The organism is Streptomyces sp. WY228 (assembly GCF_019287315.1).
GTDB lineage: Bacteria > Actinomycetota > Actinomycetes > Streptomycetales > Streptomycetaceae > Streptomyces > Streptomyces caviscabies.
In genome coordinates, this window is the sequence record NZ_CP079114.1 from 6,561,756 (window position 1) to 6,586,627 (window position 24,872).

17 protein-coding genes and 2 pseudogenes are annotated in these 24,872 nt (G+C 69.1%); 10 read left to right on the forward strand and 9 right to left on the reverse strand.

Going from position 1 to position 24,872, the window contains the following annotated elements; translation table 11 throughout:
• The first annotated feature begins 71 nt into the window (after positions 1-71).
• The 5 genes from KV381_RS28755 (at position 72) to KV381_RS28775 (ending at position 5,591) form a co-directional block, all read left to right on the forward strand.
• Entirely contained in the window at positions 72-806 is a 735-nt protein-coding gene (locus tag KV381_RS28755) for an ABC transporter ATP-binding protein (protein WP_030631471.1), read from the forward strand.
• A gap of 175 nt (positions 807-981) precedes the next feature.
• Positions 982-3,525, forward strand: a complete 2,544-nt coding sequence (locus tag KV381_RS28760) for a sensor histidine kinase KdpD (RefSeq protein WP_030080018.1) — start codon at positions 982-984, stop codon at positions 3,523-3,525.
• A 76-nt stretch (positions 3,526-3,601) separates the two neighbouring features.
• Complete coding sequence (locus KV381_RS28765; RefSeq protein WP_030080016.1) at positions 3,602-4,297, forward strand: response regulator; 696 nt, start codon at positions 3,602-3,604, stop codon at positions 4,295-4,297.
• A 76-nt stretch (positions 4,298-4,373) separates the two neighbouring features.
• Entirely contained in the window at positions 4,374-4,799 is a 426-nt protein-coding gene (locus tag KV381_RS28770; RefSeq protein WP_179889349.1) for an OB-fold nucleic acid binding domain-containing protein, read from the forward strand.
• Between the two features lie 3 nt (positions 4,800-4,802).
• On the forward strand, positions 4,803-5,591 hold the full coding sequence (locus KV381_RS28775) for a DUF3159 domain-containing protein (RefSeq protein WP_030080013.1): 789 nt from the start codon (positions 4,803-4,805) through the stop codon (positions 5,589-5,591).
• Between the two features lie 70 nt (positions 5,592-5,661).
• On the opposite strand, the gene KV381_RS28780 is transcribed toward KV381_RS28775, so the two are convergent.
• Positions 5,662-6,339 (reverse strand): TrkA family potassium uptake protein, encoded by a 678-nt coding sequence (locus tag KV381_RS28780; protein ID WP_030080010.1) that lies wholly within the window; start codon positions 6,337-6,339, stop codon positions 5,662-5,664.
• Positions 6,339-7,007: a TrkA family potassium uptake protein gene (locus KV381_RS28785; protein WP_006128172.1), complete on the reverse strand. Its 669-nt coding sequence runs from the start codon at positions 7,005-7,007 to the stop codon at positions 6,339-6,341. The genes KV381_RS28780 and KV381_RS28785 overlap by 1 nt, the downstream gene beginning before the upstream one ends.
• A gap of 322 nt (positions 7,008-7,329) precedes the next feature.
• Between KV381_RS28785 and KV381_RS28790 the strand changes: the two are divergent.
• A pseudogene (locus tag KV381_RS28790) lies at positions 7,330-9,286 on the forward strand (APC family permease).
• Positions 9,287-9,401: 115 nt separating this feature from the next.
• A pseudogene (locus KV381_RS28795) lies at positions 9,402-10,600 on the forward strand (class I SAM-dependent RNA methyltransferase).
• Positions 10,601-11,148: 548 nt separating this feature from the next.
• On the opposite strand, the gene KV381_RS28800 reads toward KV381_RS28795, so the two are convergent.
• From KV381_RS28800 to KV381_RS28820, 5 genes are read right to left on the reverse strand one after another with little or no spacing between them, the layout of a single operon-like run.
• Positions 11,149-11,814, reverse strand: a complete 666-nt coding sequence (locus tag KV381_RS28800) for a contact-dependent growth inhibition system immunity protein (protein WP_218786675.1) — start codon at positions 11,812-11,814, stop codon at positions 11,149-11,151.
• A 13-nt stretch (positions 11,815-11,827) separates the two neighbouring features.
• Positions 11,828-12,127: an RNase A-like domain-containing protein gene (locus KV381_RS28805; RefSeq protein WP_030080002.1), complete on the reverse strand. Its 300-nt coding sequence runs from the start codon at positions 12,125-12,127 to the stop codon at positions 11,828-11,830.
• A gap of 57 nt (positions 12,128-12,184) precedes the next feature.
• Positions 12,185-12,745, reverse strand: coding sequence for a hypothetical protein (locus KV381_RS28810; RefSeq protein WP_218786676.1), 561 nt, complete (start codon positions 12,743-12,745; stop codon positions 12,185-12,187).
• A 26-nt stretch (positions 12,746-12,771) separates the two neighbouring features.
• A complete protein-coding gene (locus KV381_RS28815; RefSeq protein WP_218786677.1) occupies positions 12,772-14,541 on the reverse strand; it encodes an RNase A-like domain-containing protein in 1,770 nt (589 codons plus the stop codon).
• On the reverse strand, positions 14,541-14,846 hold the full coding sequence (locus KV381_RS28820) for a WXG100 family type VII secretion target (RefSeq protein ID WP_218786678.1): 306 nt from the start codon (positions 14,844-14,846) through the stop codon (positions 14,541-14,543). The genes KV381_RS28815 and KV381_RS28820 overlap by 1 nt, the downstream gene beginning before the upstream one ends.
• Positions 14,847-15,067: 221 nt before the next feature.
• On the opposite strand from KV381_RS28820, the gene KV381_RS28825 reads away from it, so the two are divergent.
• Positions 15,068-15,454: a WXG100 family type VII secretion target gene (locus KV381_RS28825; protein WP_218786679.1), complete on the forward strand. Its 387-nt coding sequence runs from the start codon at positions 15,068-15,070 to the stop codon at positions 15,452-15,454.
• Between the two features lie 1,347 nt (positions 15,455-16,801).
• Here KV381_RS28825 and KV381_RS28830 read toward each other — a convergent pair.
• Positions 16,802-18,235 carry an endo-1,4-beta-xylanase gene (locus KV381_RS28830; protein ID WP_218786680.1) on the reverse strand — a complete coding sequence of 478 codons (1,434 nt, stop codon included), beginning with the start codon at positions 18,233-18,235 and terminating at the stop codon, positions 16,802-16,804.
• A 719-nt stretch (positions 18,236-18,954) separates the two neighbouring features.
• Entirely contained in the window at positions 18,955-20,043 is a 1,089-nt protein-coding gene (locus tag KV381_RS28835; RefSeq protein WP_218786681.1) for a lytic polysaccharide monooxygenase, read from the reverse strand.
• A 527-nt stretch (positions 20,044-20,570) separates the two neighbouring features.
• Between KV381_RS28835 and KV381_RS28840 the strand changes: the two genes are divergently transcribed.
• Together KV381_RS28840 and KV381_RS28845 are read left to right on the forward strand one after the other, a co-directional pair.
• Entirely contained in the window at positions 20,571-23,165 is a 2,595-nt protein-coding gene (locus tag KV381_RS28840) for a glycoside hydrolase family 9 protein (protein ID WP_218786682.1), read from the forward strand.
• A gap of 391 nt (positions 23,166-23,556) precedes the next feature.
• Positions 23,557-24,852, forward strand: coding sequence for a YncE family protein (locus KV381_RS28845; RefSeq protein ID WP_256995164.1), 1,296 nt, complete (start codon positions 23,557-23,559; stop codon positions 24,850-24,852).
• Positions 24,853-24,872: the final 20 nt, after the last annotated feature.

Genomic DNA, 24,872 nt, shown 5'->3' on the forward strand with positions numbered 1-24,872 from the left:
CCGGCCGTGTCCCGCCCGCACATACTTGGCGGGCGACGACGCAGGCCACGTACGTACGACGGGGGAGCAGCATGACCGAGAGCACCAGCGGGCAGTCCGGCACGGCCCTGGCCGAGGACCCGGCCCGTACGGTCATGGTCACCGTCGAGGACCTGCACCGCTCGTACGGCAGCGGCGCGGCGGCCGTGCACGCCCTGCGCGGGGTCTCCTTCGAGATCCCCCGCGGTGAGCTGGTCGCGCTCAAGGGCCGCTCGGGATCCGGCAAGACCACCCTGCTCAATCTGGTCGGCGGCCTGGACACCCCCGACGGCGGCCGGATCACCGTCGACGGCACCGATCTGTCGGGGCTCGGCGAGAAGGGCCTGCTGGAGCTGCGCCGGGACCGGGTCGGCTTCATCTTCCAGTCCTTCGGCCTCATCCCGATCCTCACCGCCGCCGAGAACGTCGGCGTACCCCTGCGGCTGCGCAAGGCCGACCCGGCCGAGCGTGACGAGCGGGTCGCGCTGCTGCTCTCCCTCGTCGGCCTCGCCGACCACGCCGAGCAGCGCCCCGGCGAACTCTCCGGCGGCCAGCAGCAGCGCGTCGCCATCGCCCGCGCGCTGGCCAACCGGCCCGCCCTCCTGATCGCCGACGAACCCACCGGGCAGCTCGACGCCGAGACCGGGCTCGCCGTGATGGAACTGCTCCGCGCGGTCGTCCGCAGCGAGAACGTCACCGCCCTCGTCGCCACCCACGACCCCCAGCTGCTGGGCCTGGCCGACCGGGTCCTGGAGCTGAGCGACGGCCACATCGTCGAACAGGCCTGAGCCCCGGCCCGGCCCGGCCCTCCCGGCGCGCATCAGAGTTCCGTCAATACGCCCCCCACCTGCACTCCCCGGACCGAACCACGGCCCGCGGCGGAGTAGCGTCGAGGGCGGCGGCCGCACCGGGCGCCACCGGCCGTCGACAGGACGCCGCCGGACGGAAGAAGACAATGGGGCCATGGGACGCGGCACACTCCGGATCTACCTGGGCGCGGCACCGGGCGTCGGCAAGACGTACGCGATGCTCTCCGAGGCGCACCGCAGGGTCGAGCGCGGCACCGACTGCGTGGTGGCCTTCGTGGAGCACCACGCCCGGCCACGCACCGAGGTGCTGCTGCACGGCCTGGAACAGGTCCGGCGCAGCGAGATCAGCTACCGCGGCGTCGTTTTCACCGAGATGGACGTCGACGCCGTCCTGGAGCGCGCCCCGGCCGTGGTCCTGGTGGACGAGCTGGCCCACACCAACGTCCCCGGCTCCCGCAACGCCAAGCGCTGGCAGGACGTCGAAGAACTCCTCAGGGCCGGGATCGACGTCATATCCACGGTCAACATCCAGCACCTGGAGTCGCTCGGCGACGTCGTCGAGTCGATCACCGGCGTCCGGCAGCGCGAGACCGTGCCCGACGAGGTGGTCCGGCGGGCCGACCAGATCGAGCTGGTCGACATGTCGCCCCAGGCGCTGCGCCGCCGGATGGCGCACGGCAACATCTACCAGCCCGACAAGATGGACGCCGCCCTCTCGAACTACTTCCGCCCCGGCAACCTCACCGCGCTGCGCGAGCTGGCCCTGCTCTGGGTCGCCGACCGGGTCGACGAATACCTCCAGCAGTACCGGGGCGAGCACAACATCCGCACCCCCTGGCAGGCCCGCGAACGCATCGTCGTCGGGCTGACCGGCGGGCCCGAGGGCCGCACCCTCATCCGTCGCGCCTCCCGGATGGCGGCCAAGGGCTCCGGCAGCGAGATCCTCGCCGTCTACATCGCCCGCAGCGACGGCCTGACCTCCGCCTCCCCGAAGGAGCTGGCCGTCCAGCGCACCCTGGTCGAGGACCTCGGCGGCACCTTCCACCACGTCATCGGCGACGACATACCCGCGGCCCTGCTGGAGTTCGCGCGCGGCGTCAACGCCACCCAGATCGTGCTGGGCTCCAGCCGCCGCAAGACCTGGCAGTACATCTACGGCCCCGGGGTCGGTGCGACCGTCGCCCGTGAGTCGGGCCCCGACCTCGACGTCCACATCGTCACCCACGAAGAGGTCGCCAAGGGCCGCGGCCTGCCCATCGCCCGCGGCGCCCGGCTGGGCCGCGCCCGGATCATCTGGGGCTGGCTCGTCGGCGTCGTGGGCCCCGTCCTGCTCGCGGTCGTGCTGCGCGGCATGGAGGACGCACCCGGCCTCGCCAACGACGTCCTGCTCTTCCTCTTCCTGACGGTGGCCGCGGCCCTGCTCGGCGGGCTGAGACCCGCGCTGGCCTCCGCCGCCGTCGGCTCCATGCTGCTGAACTACTGGTTCACCCCGCCCACCCACACCCTGACCGTCCAGGACCCGGAGAACCTCGTCGCCATCGTGATCTTCTTCGCGGTGGCGGTGGCGGTCTCCTCCGTGGTCGACCTCGCGGCCCGGCGCACCCACCAGGCCGCCCGGCTGCGTGCCGAGTCGGAGATCCTCTCCTTCCTCGCGGGCAGCGTGCTGCGCGGCGAGACCGCCCTGGACGCCCTGCTGGAGAGGGTCCGGGAGACCTTCGCCATGGAGTCCGTCGCCCTGCTGGAGCGCAGCAGCGACGTGGACCCGTGGACCTGCGCCGGATCCGTCGGGCCGGCCCCGGTCACCCGCCCCGACGAGGCCGACGTGGACATGCCGGTCGGCGACAACATGGCCCTGGCGCTGTCCGGCCGGGTGCTGCCCGCCGAGGACCGCCGGGTGCTCGGCGCGTTCGCCGCCCAGGCGGCCGTCGTCCTGGACCGCCAGCGGCTGGTCTCGGAGGCCGACCGGGCCCGCAGGCTCGCCGAGGGCAACCGGATCAGGACCGCGCTGCTCGCCGCCGTCAGCCACGACCTGCGCACCCCGCTCGCCGGGATCAAGGCCGCCGTCAGCTCGCTGCGCTCCGACGACGTCGCCTGGTCCGAGGCGGACGAGGCGGAGCTGCTGGAAGGCATCGAGGACGGCGCCGACCGGCTGGACCACCTCGTCGGCAATCTGCTGGACATGTCACGCCTCCAGACCGGCACCGTGACCCCGCTGATCCGCGAGATCGACCTCGACGAGGTGGTCCCGATGGCGCTCGGCGGCGTCCCGGAGGGCAGCGTCGACCTCGACATCCCCGAGACGCTGCCGATGGTCGCCGTCGACCCCGGGCTCCTGGAGCGGGTCGTCGCCAACATCGTCGAGAACGCCGTCAAGTACAACCCGGGCCCGGAGCCCGTCGCCGTGGCCGCCAGCGCACTGGGCGGCCGGGTCGAGCTACGGGTCGTGGACCGGGGCCGGGGCGTCCCCGACGAGGCCAAGGAGCGGATCTTCGAGCCCTTCCAGCGGTACGGGGACGCCCCGCGCGGCGCCGGCGTGGGCCTCGGCCTCGCCGTCTCCCGGGGCTTCGCCGAGTCCATGGGCGGCACCCTCGACGCCGAGGACACCCCCGGCGGCGGGCTGACCATGGTCCTGACGCTGACCGCGGCGCCGGGCGGCGCCCGGGCCGACGCCGAACTGCCGGCCCAGGTCACCTCGTGACACCCCCCGGGGCGCACGCCGGCCGCCCCCACACGCTTCCTTCCCCCTCCCCGTACAGCAGAAAGGCAGGACCGCGATGACCAGGGTGCTTGTGGTCGACGACGAGCCGCAGATCGTCCGCGCCCTCGTGATCAACCTGAAGGCCCGCCAGTACGAGGTCGACGCCGCGCCCGACGGGGCGACCGCCCTCCAGCTCGCCGCCGCCCGCCACCCCGACGTGGTCCTCCTCGACCTCGGGCTGCCCGACATGGACGGGGTCGAGGTGATCAAGGGGCTGCGCGGCTGGACCCGGGTGCCGATCCTGGTCCTCTCCGCGCGCCACACCTCCGACGAGAAGGTGGAGGCCCTGGACGCCGGGGCGGACGACTACGTCACCAAGCCCTTCGGCATGGACGAGCTGCTGGCCCGGCTGCGCGCCTCCGTACGCCGTGCGGAACCGCTCGGCCAGGAGGGCGGCGCCGAGGACATCGCCCTCGTCGAGACGGCCGGCTTCACCGTCGACCTGGCGGCGAAGAAGGTGCACCGGGCCGGCCGCGACGTACGGCTCACCCCCACCGAATGGCACCTGCTGGAGGTTCTCGTCCGCAACGGCGGCCGGCTGGTCAGCCAGAAACAGCTGCTCCAGGAGGTCTGGGGCCCCTCCTACGGCACCGAGACCAACTACCTGCGGGTCTACATGGCCCAGCTGCGCCGCAAGCTGGAGGCGGACCCCTCGCACCCGAGGCACTTCGTCACCGAGCCGGGCATGGGCTACCGCTTCGAGCGGGGCTGACCCCGCACCGGCTCACCCTTTCGAGTGGTCTCCGCGGCCCCGCGTGTACCGCCCGCAGGACCGGTACTCTTCGGGTATGAGTGCTGTTCCCCGATCCGAGAAAGCCGGGAAGGCCGGGAAGGCGGCGCGACCTTCCGGGCGCTTCCGCCGTATGCTCGACCGGCTGTCCAGCTCCCAGGAGGACCTGGAGTCCCAGGAGCTGCGGGACGACGCGCAGGCCACCGGATGCACCCGGATCTCCGAGTGCTCCGACCGGCAGATCGTGAAGGTGGCTGGTACGTTGCGGACCGTCACCCTCCGTCCCCGGGCCGGAGTGCCCGCCCTGGAGGCGGAGCTCTTCGACGGCACCGAACCGCTGGACGTGGTCTGGCTCGGCCGCCGCTCCATCGTCGGCATAGAGCCCGGCCGCAGAATCATCGCCTCGGGGCGGGTCGCCATGAGCCACGGCCGCCGGGTGCTGTTCAACCCCACATACGAACTCCGACCGCTCGGCAAGGAGTAGCCGGTGACGTCTCTCGACAAGCCGACGTCCGACACGGACCAGCCCCACCGCACCGACCCGCAGCACACCGGCGGGAGGCACGCCGCCCAGCAGGACGCCGAGTCGAAGGCTGTCACCGAGGCCGCTCTCTTCGAGGCCTTCGGCGGGGTGCGCGGCATGGTGGAGACAGTCCTCCCCGGGCTGCTCTTCGTCACGATCTTCACCATCAACAAGAACCTGAACGCCTCGGCCATCGCGGCCCTGGCGGTGTCCCTGGCCCTCGTCGTCGTCCGGCTGGTCCGCCGGGACACCGTCAAGCACGCCTTCAGCGGCGTCTTCGGGGTGGCCTTCGGCGTCCTCTTCGCGAAGATGACGGGCGACGCCAAGGACTTCTATCTGCCGGGCATGCTCTACACCCTGGGCCTGTCGGTCGCCTACATCGCCACAGCCGCCGCCGGGGTGCCGCTGATCGGCCTCATCCTCGGCCCGGTCTTCAAGGAGAACCTCTCCTGGCGGACCCGTAACCCGGGCCGGAAGAAGGCGTACACCAAGGCCAGTTACGCCTGGGGCTTCATCCTGCTCGCCAAGTGCGCGATCCTCTTTCCGCTCTACTGGTGGGCGGACACCACCCAGTTCGGCTGGGTGCTGATCGCCCTGAAGATCCCGCCGTTCCTGCTCGCGGTCTACCTGACCTGGATCTTCCTCGCGAAGGCGCCGCCGCCCATCGATGTCTTCGCCGAGATGGAGGCCGAGGAAAAGGCAGAGAAGGAGCGCAAGGCCGCGGCGGCCGCGCTCCGCGACCCGAAGGCCTGAGCCCGTACGGTACGACGAAGGGCCCGGAACCGCTCAGCGGTCCCGGGCCCTTCCGTCGTCCTGCGCGGGATCAGCCGTCCGACGGGTCGCGCCGGACCGACAACAGATCCTCCAACTGCTCCTCGCGCGCCTGGGCGGCCACGAACAGCAGCTCGTCACCGGCCTCCAGGGACTCCTCGGGGCTCGGCGTCAGCACCCGCGTACCGCGGATGATCGTCACCAGCGAGGTGTCCTCGGGCCAGGCCACATCGCCGACGCGGGTACCGGCCAGCGCCGACTCCGGCGGCAGCGTCAGCTCCACCAGGTTGGCGTCGCCGTGGCTGAAGCGCAGCAGCCGGACCAGATCGCCGACGCTCACCGCCTCCTCGACCAGGGCCGACATCAGACGCGGCGTCGAGACGGCGACGTCCACGCCCCAGGACTCGTTGAACAGCCACTCGTTCTTCGGGTTGTTCACCCGGGCCACCACGCGCGGCACGCCGTACTCGGTCTTGGCGAGCAGCGAGACCACCAGATTGACCTTGTCGTCCCCGGTCGCGGCGATCACCACGTTGCACCGCTGCAATGCCGCCTCGTCCAGCGACGTGATCTCACAGGCGTCCGCGAGCAGCCACTCGGCCATCGGGACCCGCTCCACCGAGATGGCGGTCGGCGCCTTGTCGATCAGCAGCACCTCGTGCCCGTTCTCCAGCAGCTCGGCGGCGATGGAACGGCCCACCGCACCCGCCCCGGCAATCGACACACGCATCAGTGACCGTCCTCCTCGGGACCCTGGGCGAAGGCCTCTTCGACCTTGGCGATCTCGTCCGTACGCATCATCACGTGGACCAGGTCGCCTTCCTGGAGGACGGTCTGCGAGGTCGGCAGTATGGCCTCGCCCAACCGGGTGAGGAAGGCCACGCGGACCCCCGTCTCCTCCTGGAGCGTGCTGATCTTGTGGCCGATCCAGGACGGCGTCGTGTGCACCTCGGCGAGCTGCACACCCCCGCTCGGGTCGCGCCACAGAGGCTCCGCGCCCGACGGCAGCAGCCGCCGCAGCATCTGGTCCGCCGTCCAGCGCACGGTCGCCACGGTGGGGATGCCGAGACGCTGGTAGACCTCGGCGCGCTTGGGGTCGTAGATCCGCGCCGCGACGTTCTCGATGGAGAACATCTCGCGGGCCACCCGGGCCGCGATGATGTTGGAGTTGTCGCCGCTGCTGACCGCGGCGAACGCCCCGGCGTCCTCGATGCCCGCCTCACGGAGGGTGTCCTGGTCGAAACCGACCCCGGTGACCCGGCGACCGCCGAATCCGGACCCGAGGCGACGGAACGCCGTGGGGTCCTGGTCGATCACCGCGACGGTGTGCCCCTGCTGTTCCAGGGTCTGCGCGAGAGCGGCACCGACGCGCCCGCAGCCCATGATGACGATGTGCACTGTGCGCCTACCCCGCCGTCCTGGTCATCCGGCTGACCTGCGAAAACACGCTGCTCACACTTCTCTCTCAGCTTGCTGGGCAAACAACGGGGCACACACCCGCGGTGTGGCCCGGAGTCGAGCTTATGCGCCGGGGAGGTCCCTGCCTCATCCGCGGGTCCGTATCCTCGCCCACTCCGGTAAAGGGAAAGCAAAACAGGGTGGGCGTGCGCAAGGATCGCGTTAAAGAATGGCGCGGCTTTCTCGGCCGACCGCAGGAGATTGCGGGGCCACGTCGAAAGGGCGTGCGTTTCGGCCACGGGCTGCGCTTACGATCCTCAGCGTGTCCAAACTGACCGACGTGCCCAAACGGATCCTGATCGGCCGGGCGCTGCGCAGCGACAAGCTCGGGGAGACCCTTCTCCCCAAGCGCATCGCGCTCCCCGTCTTCGCGTCCGACCCGTTGTCCTCGGTGGCGTACGCACCCGGAGAAGTCCTCCTCGTGCTGTCCATCGCGGGGGTGTCGGCGTACCACTTCAGCCCCTGGATCGCCCTCGCGGTCGTCGTGCTCATGTTCACGGTCGTCGCCTCCTACCGGCAGAACGTCCACGCCTACCCGAGCGGCGGCGGCGACTACGAGGTCGCCACCACCAACCTCGGGCCGAAGGCCGGACTGACCGTCGCCAGCGCCCTGCTCGTCGACTACGTCCTCACCGTCGCCGTGTCGATCTCGTCCGGCGTCGAGAACCTCGGCTCCGCGATCCCGTTCGTCATCGAGCACAAGACGCTCTGCGCGGTCGGCGCCATCGTTCTGCTCACGCTGATGAACCTGCGCGGTGTGAAGGAGTCCGGGAAGCTCTTCGCCATCCCCACCTATCTCTTCGTGGCCGGCGTCTTTCTCATGATCCTTTGGGGCGCTTTCCGCGGACTGATCCTCGGCGACACGATGCACGCCGCCACCTCCGACCTCGAGATCAAACCCGAACACGAGGGACTGGCCGGTTTCGCGCTCGTCTTTCTGCTTCTGCGCGCCTTCTCCTCCGGCTGCGCCGCCCTCACCGGCGTCGAGGCGATCAGCAACGGAGTGCCCGCCTTCCGCAAGCCCAAGAGCAAGAACGCCGCGACCACGCTCGCCATGATGGGCCTGCTCGCCGTCACCATGTTCTGCGGGATCATCGGTCTGGCCCTGGCCACCGACGTCAAGATGGCCGAGAACCCGGCCGTGGACCTGATCCGTGACGGCTCCCCGGTCGGTGCCGGCTTCACCCAGGACCCGGTCATCGCCCAGGTCGCCGATCTTCGGCTCGCTGGTCCTGACCGGCTGCTCGGCTGGACCTCCGGAGCTCCGTGGTGACCGTCTCGCGTTCTCCAACGGCATCGTGCTGCTGGCGGGCGCCGCGATCCTGCTCGTCTGGATCTACGGAGCCGACTCCACGCACCTGATCCAGCTCTACATCGTCGGGGTGTTCGTCTCCTTCACCCTCAGCCAGACCGGCATGGTGCGGCACTGGAACCGCCTGCTGGTCGACGAGACGGAACCGGCCCGTCGCCGCCACATGATCCGCTCCCGCGCCATCAACGCCTTCGGCGCCTTCTTCTGCGGTGTGGTCCTGGTGATCGTCCTGGCCACCAAATTCACTCATGGCGCCTGGGTGGCCCTGCTCGGCATGGTCATCTTCTACGGCACGATGACCGCGATCCGGAAGCACTACGACCGGGTCGCCGCCGAGATCGCCGCCGACGAGGCCCCCACCGACGAGACCCTGCGCCCCTCCCGCGTGCACGCGATCGTGCTGGTCTCCAAGCTCCACCGCCCCACCCTGCGCGCGCTCGCCTACGCGAAACTGATCCGTGCCGACCACCTGGAGGCGCTCTCCATCAGCGTCGACCCGGCCGAGACGAAGGCGCTGCGCGAGGACTGGGAACGACGCGGCATCAACGTCCCGCTCAAGATCCTCGACTCCCCGTACCGCGAGGTGACCCGCCCGGTCATCGAGTACGTCAAGGGCCTGCGCCGCCAGAGCCCGCGCGACGTGATCAGCGTGTACATCCCCGAGTACGTGGTCGGCCACTGGTACGAGCACCTGCTGCACAACCAGAGCGCCCTGCGCCTCAAGGGCCGCCTGCTGTTCACCCCCGGCGTGATGGTCACCTCCGTCCCGTACCAGCTCCAGTCCTCCGAGGCCGCGAAGAAGCGGGCCCGCAGGCGCGCGGACTGGAGCGCTCCGGGGTCGGTCCGCCGGGGCCCGGTGGAACGCCACAAGGAGCCGCACCGCAGGATGCCGCACCGTAAGGGGTGAGGGGCGTGACGGGTGTCTCGTGGTAAGCACCCTGACCGCGCCCGCGTAGACTGGTGGGCTGTCGTCCGGCAGTACGCCCGACCGTTTACCCCCTTCCTCCCTGGAGCCTCCCCACATGCAGAACGAACCCACGTCGTCGCTGGTCGGGGAGGAGTACGAGGTCGAGGTCGGGCCCGTCGCACACGGCGGCCACTGCATCGCCCGTACCGCCGAGAACCAGGTCCTCTTCGTCCGCCACACGCTGCCCGGCGAGAAGATCATCGCCAAGGTCACCGACGGCGACACGGACTCCCGCTTCCTGCGGGCCGACGCGGTACGGATCATCGAGCCGTCCAAGGACCGGGTCGAGGCGCCTTGCCCGTACGCCGGTCCCGGCATGTGCGGCGGCTGCGACTGGCAGCACGCCAAGCCGGGCGCGCAGCGCCGCCTCAAGGGCGAGGTCATCGCCGAGCAGCTCCAGCGGCTGGCGGGCCTGACCCCCGAGGAGGCCGGCTGGGACGGCACGGTCATGCCGGCCGACGGCGACAAGCTCCCCGCGGGCGAGGTGCCGGCCTGGCGCACCCGGGTCCAGTACGCCATCGACGCCGACCGCGGGCCAGCGATCGCCTCCGTCGAACTGCGTCGAGAACGGCGTCGAGATCAGACCGCCGCGACAGGTCCCTCACGACCGCCCGGTCGAGCTGAAAGCCGGTCGGTACTCCGGTCGACGCTGGACGCCGGTCCACCGCGTCGGCGGCCTTCGTCCGCGAACGCGCCGACGACCGCACCTACCGCGTCGGCTCCGGCGGCTTCTGGCAGGTCCACCCGCAGGCGGCCAACACCCTGGTCCGTGCGGTCATGCAGGGCCTGCTGCCCCGCAAGAACGACACCGCCCTCGACCTCTACTGCGGCGTCGGCCTGTTCGCCGGCGCCATCGGCCAGCGCATCGGCGAGAAGGGCGCGGTCCTCGGCATCGAGTCCGGCAAACGAGCGGTCGAGGACGCCCGCCACAACCTGAAGGACCTCGACCGGGTCCGCATCGAACACGGCAAGGTCGACCAGGTCCTGCCCCGCACGGGCATCACGGAATGCGACCTGATCGTCCTGGACCCGCCGCGCGCGGGCGCCGGCAAGCAGGTCGTCAAGCACCTGTCGGCCCTGGGCGCCCGCAAGATCGCCTACGTGGCCTGCGACCCGGCGGCTCTGGCGCGGGACCTGGCGTACTTCCGGGACGGGGGATACAGGGTGCGGACGCTGCGGGCGTTCGATCTGTTTCCGATGACTTCGCATGTTGAGTGCGTAGCGATTCTGGAGCCTGCGGCAAAGGGGCTCTGACCTGCCGTTTTCCCGGGGTTCTCAGGCACGGCGATGCGCTCGACATGTTTTCCACCGGACGCGACGTGGAGCGCGCAGCAGTCCCAGCACACTGCTCTGACCTGCGGTTTCACCCAAAAGTGCAGGGGCAGGCAGTCTGCGGCGGTCTTCGTTGGGAATGGTGCACGACGGGCTCGACGCTCATCTGACGCTCGCTCTCATGGTGCGTCAGGTGAGCCTCGAAACCACGGCGCAGTACGGGGCGTCGCGTCATCATGGCGGAGAGGTTTCTTGGCCGCCGCAAGCCATTTGGCCGCCCAGGTGGCCAGGTCGGTGTAGCCGTCCTGGTCCCGGTCGGTGCGGCCAGGGCGCTGAGATACATCCGCCTTCGGACTGCGGATCGCCTGCGTCTCCTCCGGGTTGCTCTGTTGAGGCCCTGGCGATGTTCTCAAAGGACTGCGGTCACCGGCCGGACGGACCTTCAGGTTGTGTCTCGCGAGGGCTCGGCCCTGAGGTGCTGTCCATGTTCGTGCCATCCTGCAGCTGTGGAGAGCCCGTTCCGCGACCGCTCAGCCGACTCGGACACCGGAGAGCGTCGCCGCCAGCGACTGGAACCAGGCGCCGTAGGAGAACGGGTCCGGTGGGCCGACCTCCATGCCGAGTTCGGCGGCAGCCAGGGCGTAGTCCCCCTCGTCTAGGGGGAGGGCGAGCAACTCGTGCAGTTCACCCACGAGGCGGGCGACCAACTGCGGGTTTGTGGTGTCGGCGTAGTCGGCGACTGCGGCGTCGTGGCCGCGAAACTCGTCAACGATGTCCTGCGAGAACCAGCCCCCCAGCAGTTGCGCGGTCTCCGGAAAGCGGGCGTGCCACTCCCAGCGCGTCTGCGGGGACGATGGCTCCGGGACGTCGCCCTCCTCGATGCTCCTCTTCAGGTGGTCGGCCAGCACTGTTAGCCAGTCACCGATGTCCGACTGGGGCTTTCCGGTGTCCGGGATTGAGTAGAACTCGCCCAGCTCCTGCCGGAGGCGGCCTGGAGGATTGCGGCTGTACTCGCGCAGCTGTCGCTCCGCCTCTGCGATGGCCGAGGGGCGGGTATGCCAGGTATGGCGGAGATATGCGTCCAGGGCGCGACTGCGTCGCTCCGGGGTGTCGTCGGCCGGCTGACCCAGATACGCGCGCATCACCTGGTCCAGCTCGCCGTACCGCCGGTCGTGTTCGAGGGGCTTCATGGACATGTGCGTGTGACCCCTACAGGTAGAACGGGACGGTCGTGTGGACGACGAAGCCGAGCGGACTCGTCGCTTCGCGGCGCAGCACCACGCGCGCCGCGTGCACATCGACGGGGCCGCGCCCGGCCAGCAGGTCGCCCTCCAGCTGGACCCGGCCCACGGGCTCCTCACGGGACGGCCAGGCTGCCTCGATGGTGAGGCGGACCCGGGTGTTCTGGGCGAGCCAGCGGTGGACGGCCTGTTCGTTGGCGGTCACCACCTGCTGGGTGGCCCACTGGGCGGTCTCCCGGTCGGGATAGGAGGCGGATCGGGTCAGCACGGGGCATCCTCTCAAATTACCTCGCCAGGAGCCGAGCTCCCACGGGTGGCAGGCGGTTCAGTAGTCGGCGAAGTTCCAGAACATGCCCACCTCGGTGTCCGAGACGACGATCAGGCCGTAGTCCTCCGAGTACACGCTCAGCGGGCTGTACGCCCAGCCCGACGATGTGAAGTCGAGCGTGCCGCTCACGTGACCGGGCTTGTTGACGTTGGTGTGGAAACTGGCGGAGTCCCCATAGCGCGTGAGGATCGTGCGCGCCATCGCCCGAAGCTCCGTCTCGCTCTCGGCGAAGCGACTCAGGTTGGACAGGGTGCAGCCGTCGTCGGTAAGGGCGAGGAGCAGGTTCTCGGCGCTGCCCCGATCGATCTCCTGGAGGCGGCTCGCGATGTACTCCGGCGGGTGGGCGACGAAGGGGTAGGTGGGGGACGCCTCGCGCTCCGGGTCCTGAGCCGCGTCATCAAGACCGGTCCAGCCGCGGGGGTCCGGGGCCCGTGCCATCAGAGCGAGGACGTCGAGGACCCAGTTCGCGTGGCGACGCGGGCCCGTGGCGTCGTACGGGTACGCGTCCTCGTACAAGTGGCGTACCGCGGCTTCCCAGGGGGTCTGGTCGACGGACATGTAGTGCTGGCCTTTCTCGGCTTTCGCTAGGACTTGGAGGGCATCGACGTCATGACAGTGAATGGAGGGTTGCGGCTGCTGTCGTAGCGGATACGCGTGTCGACACCGCTCACGTCGTACGCCTTGGCATTCAGACCGCCCTGCTTGTACCCGGACAGCGGGTCGTTGGGGTCCACCGGCTGCTTACTCACGCTACGGCCACTGCTCTCACCGCTGGGCACCGTGTCGTAGAACGACTTGACGTCGCCGTCGGAGGCCGGCGGAGGCCCCTTGATCCATGCCTCGATGGCGGCCTTGTTCTTGTTGAGATTGCGCTCGGTCAATTCCTCGGCGCGCTGGTAGCTCGGGAAGGCGGAGGAGCCGCTGGGCATCGGCTTGCCATGGGGCCAGGCCGCTGTCGGGCCACCCGACTGCTGGTCACGCAGGCGCTGCGCCAACTGCTCGTCCGTCTTGCCGACATGCTTGTCCAAAGTATGACCATTCGCCATGTATTCGTTAGCGGCGAGATTCAAATCGTAGTTGCCGTTCGAATCAACCTTCAGCCAGACCTTCGAGTCCTTGAATTCCTCCAGGGCCCGGGTACCGAAGCCGTGCGCACGGGCGACGCCGGCCTCGAACTTGGGGGCGCTGCGGTACGCCTCGTCCAGCGGCCCTTCCAGCGCCCTCATGCGGGTGGTCAGGCCGTCCAGAATGCCGGTGTATTTGGCGACGATCCCGTTCAGCTTGCCGGTGTCGAGGTTCAGTACCGTCTTGACGTCGAACGACAGGAGCAGGCCGGCGCCGCTGCCGAGGAGAGATGTGGCGGCGCCGAGCGCGCTCTTTAGGTCTTTGGGCTTGGCCAGGTCCTCGATGATGTCCTTGGCGGCTTTCCACATGGCGCGGTCGAGCTCGTCCTTGACGTCGCGGTTCAGGTCGACGGCGGCTTCCGCGTACTCGCGCAGGATGGTGGCGATGTCATCGGCCGTGTCCTTCAGTACGGCCAGGACGGGCTGACTGCCCGTGGGGACGCGTGGCGTGCCCGGACCGGAGTTGGCGGTCTGCGCCCACTGGTAGCCGTGCTGTCGCTGCCCCCAGGCCGTTCCTCCCCACAGGGCGCTGCAGAAGGTCCGCATCGCGGCCTCCCACTCGGCCTGCTGGTGGTTGGTGATAGCACCGACAGCCTGGGTGAGCTGGTCCGCCCCCAGCGAGGCAGTGACGGACACTCTCATCCAGCTGTGGCAGAGGGAGTTGAGATAGTGCTGTTCCGGATAGGGGTAAACGTCAGCCACCCTGCCGACCCGGAAGACGTGCTTGCACAAGGGATGGAGAAGATCCCGGACGATTTCGGGCATGCCCTCCATCAAGCCCCGCAGGATGTCGTCGCCGCCGTCGTCGTCGCCCCACTTGATGTCGGGGATGGAGCCGAAGTTCGGGGCTTTGTCGATCACCGTGGGCCTGGGGCGCTGCTCGGCCGTCTTGCCGGGCTTGGGGTGGGCCGCGACGTCGGCCTTGGTGTAGGCGTTGGCTGTCTCGGTGAACCCGACTGCGACACCGCCGACGCTGAGCACGGACCGGCCCCAGACCTCCAGCCAGCGATTGCCGATCTTCTTGTACGCCTGGGCGAACTTCTCGGCCTCGGTGCCGGCACCGCCTGCGTCGGGGTACTTGCCCAGCTCCTCGAGAAGCGTTTTGGCACCCCGTACCAGGAAGTCCTGCTGTGCGGCGACCCGACCGGAGACCGACCAGAGGTCGCTCGGCTTGACGTCGATGGTGCCGCTACCACCCGGCGGCTGGGCGGGTGAGGAAGGGCCGGCCATCAGGCACCGCCTCCCCAGCCTTCGAGTACGGACCTGTTGGCCGCGGCGTAGTTCAGGTGCCCCTTCACCACCACCTCGTGGAGCCAAGCCTGGGTTGCCTTGAGGTCGCTGGCGGAGTGACTCCACTTGTCCAGCTCGTCGATGAACGCTTCGCGTGCCTCACCGTCCCAGCTCAGCACGGCTTTGGCGCTCCGCTCGTACAACGTGTCCAGCTTCTCGTTGAGGACGCGGAGGATGCCCTCCAGGTCACCCGAAAGCTGTTGCAAAGTTGCAAAATTGACGGTGATGCGGTCTTCGTCCGGCACGGTGATGATCCCCCTAGAAGCAGTCACCAATGATGCTACTCATCACCTGAGGGGAGTCTGTGCGGGCATCGGGTCACGTATCTGCCCAATTCGAAGCATGGCCCCTCGGCGGCAGGGGTGATAGAGGTGCGTGTGTGCGTGACGCCCCATGCCTGTGAAGTCGTGTTCGTGTTGCTAGGGTTGGTCGGCTTGCAACACAGGTTTAAACGTGGGGGACCGACATGGGTGATGAGCCCAAACTCGCCTATACGTCGTCGCAGTTGAAGAAACTGGCGGACGATCTGGACGACATGCACGAGTATCTCGGCAAGCAGTTCAAGCGCATGGACGAGATCGTCGACGGCATCGAGACCGGCTGGCAGGGCGCTACTGCCACGTCCTATCGATCGCTCCACCGCGGCGCCGCGGAGGATGCCGTTCGCATTGGGCTGACCATTCAATTCCTAGCGGAGGCTATCCGTCTGAGCGAAGGCGGCTTCACGGACCAGGAGCTCGAAACCCTTGAACAGTTCCGCAGAGTCCAGGTCGACGTCAACATAGAAGCAGCCGCGGACGCCTTGTCAACGCCGTCGAACCAGCCTCCGCGCAGCCGCCTGCAAGACCTCTGAAGCACAGAGAGTGTCCCCTCGACACGGTCCGAGGTCCTCCACGGTGCCGTCTCCGGACGTGAATCGGCCGGGTGTGGCCGCCTGTGCCGCGCACCGGCCATGCGCAACCCTTCGCGGCTGAGTTCCTCCAGCGGTTCACCTCCACCCAGCGTGGCGCGCACCTTGCCCGTCGGCTCTTGCTGCACCAGCTCGACACATGGGGCCTGCCGCACGGCAGCGAGGCATCCGGCACCACCGCGCTGCTCGTCGCGGAACTCGTAGCCAACGCCGCCCCGCACGGCCGTGTTCCGGCCGGTACATCGAGGCCGCCGCTGAGATCCTCGGTCGGACCCTGTTTCCCGCGCGTTGCCCCAGCCCTACGTGCCGATCCGGCGCAGGGCGAGGAGCGTCGCGTCGTCGGTGCGGGTCGCCCAGGCGGGCCGCGAAGTGGTCGACGTAGTCCTGGAGTCCGGCGTGGCCGGGGCGCCTCGGGCGGCTTCCCGGCAACAGCGTTGCGCAGCTACGAGAAGACGGCGTGTGTCATGGCCCGGGCCGGACGGACGACCTTCGGCGGTCAGGGCGGTCCGAGCACATCAGGACGGGGTCACCCATCTCCTGCGGCGTCGCGATGGCGATGCAGGCCGCGCCGGGACAGGACGCCCAGAGAGCTCGGGCCCGCCGCCGTGGGTCGGTAGCTGGGTGTCGTGACCATCGTGCACCAGGACGGGGCGAGGTTTCTCGCGCAGGCCCACCGAGGTACGGGACACCATCTCGCCCAACGAGGTGGGACGCATCTACTTCTCCCTCGACTCCGAGGAGAAGCGGTTCATCGTGAACTATGTGGGACTGCACCTGTAGCCGGCCCCGGCGGGCAGTCTGGTCACTGACTGTCGGCAGTGACGCTCGTTTGACGCTCCAGGTCCCCCACCCAGGATGGCGAGCTGAGAAAAGGGCGTCTGACCTGGTCTTTTCCGTGACTCGCCCAGGCTAACCTCTTTCCGATGACGCATCATGTCGAGTACGTGGCGATTCTGGAGCCCGTCGAGAAGCCGCGCTGACGAGCAGTAGCTCTTCCCCGCAACACCCGCCTCATTCCATACTCCACGCGCTGAATCCGCGCCCTGGGAGAGGGCGGAACCCCGCTCACGATCGCGACACAGATGCGCCTTCGCCGCTGCCCGGCTTGGACAGGGGCGAAGACGCTTTCCGGGTCCCCGGGGCGTAGGCCGAGCGTCCTACCTCTCACCGCCTCGACGGGCCCCGGATTCACTGCGGCGACCCGGGTCCGTCAACGATGTCTTCCTGGAGGGCGGGAGAACCGCACCGCAGGCCGTCATCGGAGCGTCCCTTCGTCTGTGGCAGGTCGTGTCAGGTGAGGGTCCAGCGCTGGTTACTGCCGTTCGAGCAGGAGTAGAGCTGGATCTGGGTACCGTTGGCGGTGCCGGTCCCGACGGCGTCGAGGCAGAGGCCGGACTGGACGCCGACGATGGATCCGTCGGAGTTGACGCGCCACTTCTGGTTGTCGCCGCCCCAGCAGCTGTAGATCTGGACCTTGCTGCCGTTGCCCGTGCCGGCGGCGTCCAGGCATTTGTCGCCGTAGACCCGGATCTCACCCGAGTCGGTGGCCACCCACTGCTGGTTGGCGCTGCTGCCGCAGTCCCACAGCTGGAGCTGGGTGCCGTCGGCAGTGCTGCCGTTGGGTACATCCAGGCAGCGGTTCGAAGCGACGCCCTTGATCTGTCCGGAGCCCGCCGGGGGCTCCGTTGTGCCGCCGCCATTGAGTGCGTTGAGGACGGCCGAGTAGGCGGCCTTCTTGCTACCGTCGTTGTTGAACAGCAGCGGCGTGTGCTCCGGTCGCCAGGAGTCGCTGTCGCGCACACCCCAGACGGTGATGCCGAGGCAGCGCTCGACGGCCAGGCAGTCATGGGTCACGTCGGCGTAGGTCGTGGGCGAGGCGCCCTGGATGTCCAGCTCGGTGACGGCGACGTCGACTCCGAGGGCGGCGAAGTTCTGCAGCGTGGTGCGGAAGTTGCTGTTGTAGGGGCTGCCGCTGTTGAAGTGCGCCTGGAAGCCGACGCAGTCGATCGGCACGCCACGCTGCTTGAAGTCCCGGACCATGGAGTACATGGCCTGGGTCTTGGCCCAGGTCCAGTTCTCGACGTTGTAGTCGTTGTAGCAGAGCTTGGCGGACGGGTCGGCGGCGCGCGCGGTGCGGAAGGCGACTTCGATCCAGTCGTTGCCGCTGCGCTGCAGGTTGGAGTCGCGTCGGGCTCCCGAACTTCCGTCGGCGAAGGCCTCGTTCACGACGTCCCACTGGACGATCTTGCCCTTGTAGTGGGCCATCACGCCGTTGATGTGACCGATCATCGCCTGGCGCAGATCGTTGCCGCTGAGGCTCTGCATCCAGCCGGGCTGCTGGGAGTGCCAGGCCAGGGTGTGGCCGCGCACCTCCTTGCCGTTCTGCACCGCCCAGTTGTAGACGCGGTCGGCGGAGCTGAAGTTGAACTGGCCCCGCTGCGGTTCGGTGGCGTCGATCTTCATCTCGTTCTCGGCCGTCACCATGCTGAACTCACGGTTCGCGATCGACGCGTACGTCGAGTCGCCCAGCCGGCCCGAGGCGATGGCGGTGCCGAAGTAGCGGCCGCTCTGCGCCGCCGCGGCGCCCAGCGTGCTCTCGGCGGCGTGTGCTTCCGGTGGTGCGACCAGCGCGGCGGACGCACCGAGGGCGCTGATGACCAGTGCTAACAGCAGGCTGCGAGTTTTCCGGCGGACACCGGGTCCGGGAAGGGCGTAGGAGCCCATGACTGTGCCTCCAAGGTGGGGACTGATGGGGGGCGCGGATCTGTCGTGCAGGACAGAGGGCCGAGGTCGACGTTCGGCGTCTCGGACCACGGTCAGTTCCTCAGACAGGGATGATTGAGGCATCGGTGATGGGCCGTCAATACTTCTCGCAGAAGAAGTTTCGGTTGATGATTCGAAACTTTCTGTCCCCCTGGCGAGGGGGAATGCAGCCTCGGTGCCGCCGTTGGCGCGCGTCGTGGGGCCGCGACCGGGGTGAGTGTGCGGACGCTGCGTGCCTGGCTCTCCTCTCCCATGCATGCGTCCTGGGCTGGGAGAACTGCATTCACGCATTCAGCAGAGGTCCGCTCGGCGCTATCGCTTGTCAGGCCCGAAGGGGAGGTGCTGTTCATGGACGGATCAGTGGAAAGTCTTGATCGAGAGCCCGCACGTCCTTTGCTTGTGCCGTCGAAGAATTCGGGGATCCTCGAAACTTTCGCCCAGGATGCCCACGGCATGTCGACCGCCCGACGGTGGTGAACGGCGGATCGATCGTCCGGTGGGCCGGCCCAACCAGGGGACGCGCTGGAGTTCGATGAACTGCGGCCTGTTCTCTGATTGGTCGGAGATGGCCTCGGCCCCGCGGGCCGGCCGCGCTCCGCGGCTCACGTGCGGGTGGGGTGTCGCGCACGACAGCGCCGGTTCACGCGCGATGCGGGAACCGGCGCTGCACGCGACGGCGGCTACGGAGCGACGCAGCCGATCGAGCCGACGGGGAAGTTGTTGCCGGTCGATGTCGCGGTGAACCCGAAGGTGGCGCTGCCCTCCGGTGCGATGGTGCGGTTGTGGTCGACGTTCCTCACCGTCAGCGTGCCGTCGGGCTCCCTGGTCAGCGCACCGTTCCACACGCTGCTGACCTCGGTGCCCGTGCCGGGCTTCCACCGGACGGCCCAGCCCTCACGTGCGGCCGTGCCATGGTTCATGACTTCGACGGACCCCTGGAACCCGCCGCTCCAGGAGCTGGTCACGCTGTAGAGGGCCATGCACCCGGTGTGCGGGTCGGTGGGTGTCGGAGTCGGGGTCGGAGTGGGCGTCGGATTCGGGGTGCCGCCCGAGCCGCGGATGCCGGTCACCTCGCCGTTGCCGCCGTCGAAGACGATGTCGGAGCAGGAGAAGAAGTTCTCCTGGCTGTCCGAGCGCACCCACTGGATGAACATGACCGCGTCACCGGAGCGGCCCGAGGGCAGGTCCAGGTCCCAGTAGTAGTGACCGTCGTCGGTGCCGGGCCCGCCCGACTGCGGCGGGTCGGAGACCGTCTCGATCAGTTCCAGGTCGTCCCAGCCCAGCTCGGTGCTGGGCGAGTAGCCGGGCTTGGACAGGTACACCCGGAACGAGCCCGGATGCGCCGCCCAGTTGCTGTGCTTGATCTGGATCGTGCTTCCGGACGTCAGGTGCGTCCGTGGCCAGTCGGAGCGTGGGGCGTTGTAGCCCGCGAAGTCGTACGGCGACCGGTCGCCGGCACTGCACAGCTTTCCGTCCGGTACGTAACCGGCGCCTCGCCCGCCCGCGTTGGAGTCGAGTACGGCGAACCAGTTGTACAGCGCGTTCGCGCCGCTCTCGTCGAGCGCGGCCCTGCATGCCGGGTTCGTCGGGTCCAGAGCGCCGGTGGCGGTCTTGGCGTCCAGCATGCAGAGGTAGGTACGCGATCCCGGCGTCATCGTGACGCCGTGTGCTTGCGCGCTGCTCTGGCCCATTAATGTCAGGCCGATTCCACCGAGCAGTGTCGCGAGCACCGCCGCCATGAAGGCGAACAGCTTTTTGCGTCGGGCCATGAGGTCTCCTGTGCCTGAGTGGGTGCGTTCTTCCGGTTGCGCTTCTCTCTTGCGGCCGTCGTCGTGCGGGGGTCCATGGGCGGACCGGCCGGCGAGCGTGACGGGCGGGCTGCGCGTGGTCCTGGGGGAGTGTGCTGAAGCTCGCATGCGGGGCCTCTCCAGGAGGGGGACCGGATGGGGCGATCACGGAATCGGAGGCGCCCGGCCATTCACAGTTGGGAGCGCTCCCACCAGCCATCCTCATGGACTGTAGAAGCGTTGCCGTGCTCCTGACAACCCGTCGGAGGCCCCTTGCCGGAGTTGTGCCGAGCGGATCGACGGACGCGCGGGCGGCTCGTCGGGCGGCGCCCGGAGGCGACGAATCCTGTCCAACGGCTTGACGGAACGTGCCTCGGCCTTGAAGTTGGGAGCGCTCCCACTTCTGTCCGTCCCCACCTCGTAAGGACTTCAGTGTGCCGCGATACGACCAGCTCGTTCCCCACCGGGCCCGTACGTCCCGCCGTCCGTACCGATCCAGGCGCCTCGGCGTGTTAGCGGGCGTCGCGGCAACTGCCGGGCTGCTGGCCGCCGGCACCCTCGCCGTACCCGTCGGCGCGGCCCAGCCTCTCGACGAGGCCCCCGAGCTCATCGTCAACGGGGACTTCTCCGCGGGCACCGCCCCGTGGTGGTCGACGGCCAACAGCCCCATCGCCGTCTCGGACGGACGGCTCTGCGCCGACGTCCCCGCGGGCACGGCCAACGCGTGGGACGCCATCGTCGGGCAGAACGCCCTCGCCCTCGCCGCCGGCGAAAGCTACACCCTGAGCTACTCGGCGACGTCGACCGTGCCGGTCACCATCCACACCAACGTGCAGATGGCGAACGAACCGTGGACCACGGAACTCGCCACCGCACAACAGGTCGGGACGGCCGTCGAACGTGTCACGGAGACCTTCACGGCCGGGGCCGACCACGACGCGGCGCAGCTCGCCTTCCAGATCGGGGGCAGCGCCGAAGCCTTCACCTTCTGCGTCGACGACGTATCGCTGCGCGGTGGGACCGCGCAGCCGCCGTACGAACCGGACACCGGATCCCCGGTCCGCGTCAACCAGGTCGGATACCTCACCCACGGGCCCAAGGCGGGAACCGTCGTCACCGAACGGACCGACCCGCTGTCCTGGACGCTCCATTCGGCCGCCGGGACGCGTGTGGCCGACGGCACCACCGCTCCGGCGGGCGTGGACACCGCATCCCGGAGGAACGTCCACACGTTCGACTTCAGTGCGGTGACGGCCGTGGGAGAGGGATACACCGTCACCGTCGACGGGGAGAGGAGCGAGCCGTTCGCCATCGGCGACGACCTGTACGCGACGCTGCGCACCGACGCGCTCGCGTACTTCTACCACAACCGCAGCGGCATCGAGATCGACGCGGACATCGTGGGCGAGCGGTACGCGCGGCCGGCCGGTCATCTGGGCGTGAGCCCCAACCAGGGCGACAGCGACGTACCCTGCCGGCCGGGCGAGTGCGACTACCGTCTCGATGCGCGAGGCGGCTGGTACGACGCCGGTGACCACGGCAAGTACGTGGTCAACGGCGGTATATCGGTCGCCCAGTTGATGGCCGTGTTCGAGCGGACCCTGTACGAGGAGACAGCCGACGCAGGGCCGCTCGGCGACGGCGAGCTCCGGCTGCCCGAGCACGGGAACGCCACTCCCGACATCCTCGACGAGGCGCGCTGGGAGCTGGAGTTCCTCATGCGGATGCAGGTGCCCGCAGGGGAGCCGCTCGCCGGTATGGCCCACCACAAGCTGCACGACCAGGCGTGGACCGGGCTGCCGCTCCGGCCGGACCGTGACCCCCAGCCCCGGGAACTGCATCCGCCGACCACGGCGGCCACCCTCAACCTGGCGGCCGCCGCCGCCCAGTGCGCCCGCCTCTTCCGGGCCTACGACGCGGACTTCGCCACTCGGTGCGGGGCGGCCGCGCGTTCCGCGTGGACGGCGGCCAAGGCCCATCCGGACATCCTCGCCGATCCGCAGGACGCCACGGGCGGCGGCGCCTACAACGACGACGACGTACGGGACGAGTTCTACTGGGCCGCGGCGGAACTCTTCCTCACCACGGGCGAGGACAGCTACCGCCAGGAAGTCCTCCGCTCCCCGTTGCACGGTGACACCGACGCGGTCTTCCCGCGCGGCGGCATGTCCTGGGGTTCGGTCGCCGGGCTCGGAGCCCTGAACCTCGCGCGTGTACCGGGCGGGCTGTCCGCCGATCAGCTCGCCACGGTGCGAGGCATGGTGACCGAGGCCGCCGACGGGTACGCGGCCGATTCGGCCCGGGCCGCGTACGGCCTTCCGTACGCCCCCGACGACGGGCACTACGTATGGGGCTCGAACAGTCAGGTCGCCAACAACATGGTCGTCCTGGGCTTCGCGCACGATCTGACCGGCAGGACCGTCTACCGGGATGCCGTACTGCGCGGGCTCGACTATCTCCTGGGCCGCAACGCGCTGAACCAGTCCTATGTCACCGGGTACGGCGAGCGGGACTCGCGCAACCAGCACCACCGGTTCTGGGCCAACCAGCTCGACCCCGCACTGCCGAACCCCGCACCGGGGTCCCTGGCCGGCGGCCCGAACGCATCCATCGAGGACCCGGTCGCGCAGGCCAAGCTGAAGGGCTGCGCTCCGGCGATGTGCTACATCGACGACATCGAGTCCTGGGCCACGAACGAGATCACCATCAACTGGAACGCCCCGCTCGCCTATGTCGCGTCCTATGTGGACGATCTGGGCGGCGGCGAGCCCGTGAGGACGCAGTGCGAGGTGACCTACACCTCGCAGCGCTGGAGCGACGGCTTCACCACCCACATCGCTCTGAAGAACACCGGCGACCGCCCCGTGCAGCCCTGGCGGCTCGACTGGACGTTCGCCGACCAGCAGCGGGTGACCGACACCTGGGGCGCGGGCATCGCGCAGACCGGCCCCCGGGTCGCCGCCGAGGCGTTGAGCTGGAACGCCACGGTCGCGCCCGGCGGCACCGTGCGGTTCGGCTTCAACGGCCGGCCCGCCGGCCTCGTGCACGACCCACAGGTCTTCAGGCTGAACGGCAAGGTCTGCGGGACGGCAGCACGACGATGAGCGGCCGGCCCGTCCTGCCGCGCATGAGGAGAACGGTGGGAAGACGCCTTCGAGCGCTGCTGGACGCCTGCGCGACGAGTGGGCTGGACGGGCCGCTGCTGCGGCGGTGACCACGGCAACAGCGGTGTGCTGACCGGATCGGGGGCGCTGCTCAGTAACGGCGTCAGCGCCCCCGGCTCGTTCGCCACCGCTTGCCGAGGTCCACCGGCTCAGTGTTCGCGCAGTGCCGTGAGGGCGTTCTCCAGGCCGGTGCGGCCCTCGCCGCCCGAGCGGCCGAGGAACCCCGATGGGCCCTGTTCAACTGCCCCTCTCCTGGCTACGTTACCTCCAGTAACAGATACGGGCCTGCCTGATGGCGAGCCGCCTGTCCCCCCTGCCTCTGGAGCCCACCATGACGCGTTCCACCACCCCTCGCCGCCGACACCTCTTCGGCATGGTCGCCTTACTCGCCGCGGGACTCACGGCAGGTGCGTTGCCCGGCATCCCCGGCTCGGCCGACGCGAGCGAGATCCCGCGGCCGGTGCGGGAGGCGGCCCCGGAGGGGCTCAAGGAGGTGTTCTTCGTCGGCAACAACTGGGAGGGCACCGCCGACGTCATCAACTCCCGTGGGGACTACGCCAGGATCGGCCGCATCGACATGATTCCCGACAAGGAGGAGCGCCTGTGGGAGATCTACCTGAACCCCGTCAGGCTCGCCTTCTTCCTCGGTATCCGGCTCGGCCCGGGTGAGGGTCACGATCAGTACGTCGACGACATGTACACCACGAAGGACGGCAGGTCCGTGGTCGCCTCCCGGCCGAGTTTCGCCGACGTGGTCTCCATCGACGTGGAGAGCGGCAAGATCAACTGGCGATTCCCGGTGTCCGGTTTCCGCTCCGACCACATGGCGGTCTCCCCCGACGGCACCCAGGTCGCCGTCTCCGCCTCCACCTCCAACACCGTGCACGTGCTGGACATGGCGACGGGTAAGGAGGCGGGCAGGTTCAAGGCGGGTGACAAGCCGCACGAGAACGTCTACACCGATGGCGGCAAGTACCTCTGGAACATGGCCATCGGCGAGGTCAACACCGACCTTGACGCGCCCTGGCAGGACTTCACCAAGGGCGACCGGCGCATCACCGTCGCCGACGCGAAGACCTTCGAGGTCAAGAAGGTCATCGACATGCGCGAGCGGCTCGACGCCTTCGGCCGTGAGGACCTTTCCGACGCGCTGCGCCCCGTCGCCTTCACGCCCGACGAGTCGAAGATGTACTTCCAGGTCTCCTTCTTCAACGGCTTCGTCGAGTACGACGTGCACAACGACAGAATCACCCGGGTGAAGACGCTGCCGAAGAATCCGGACACCAGCGACGAACGCACCACCTTCGTCAATGACTCCCGGCACCACGGCATGTCCATGAGTCCTCGGGGCGACAAGCTCTGCATCGCCGGAACCATGGACGACTACGTCACCGTCGTGAACCGCGAGACGCTTCAGGAGGGCCCGCTCGTCAGCGTCTCCAAGCCGTACTGGGCCACGGTGAGCGGAGACGGCAAGCACTGCGTGGTGTCCGAGAGCGGCGCCGACCAGGTGACGGCGATCGACTTCGCCACCGGCGAGAAGGTCACCTCCATCCCCGTCGGCGACCATCCGCAGCGGGTCCGCCTCGGCCACGTACCCACGAACTGGACCGGCCCCACCGGCTGAGACGCACCGACCCGCGTCTC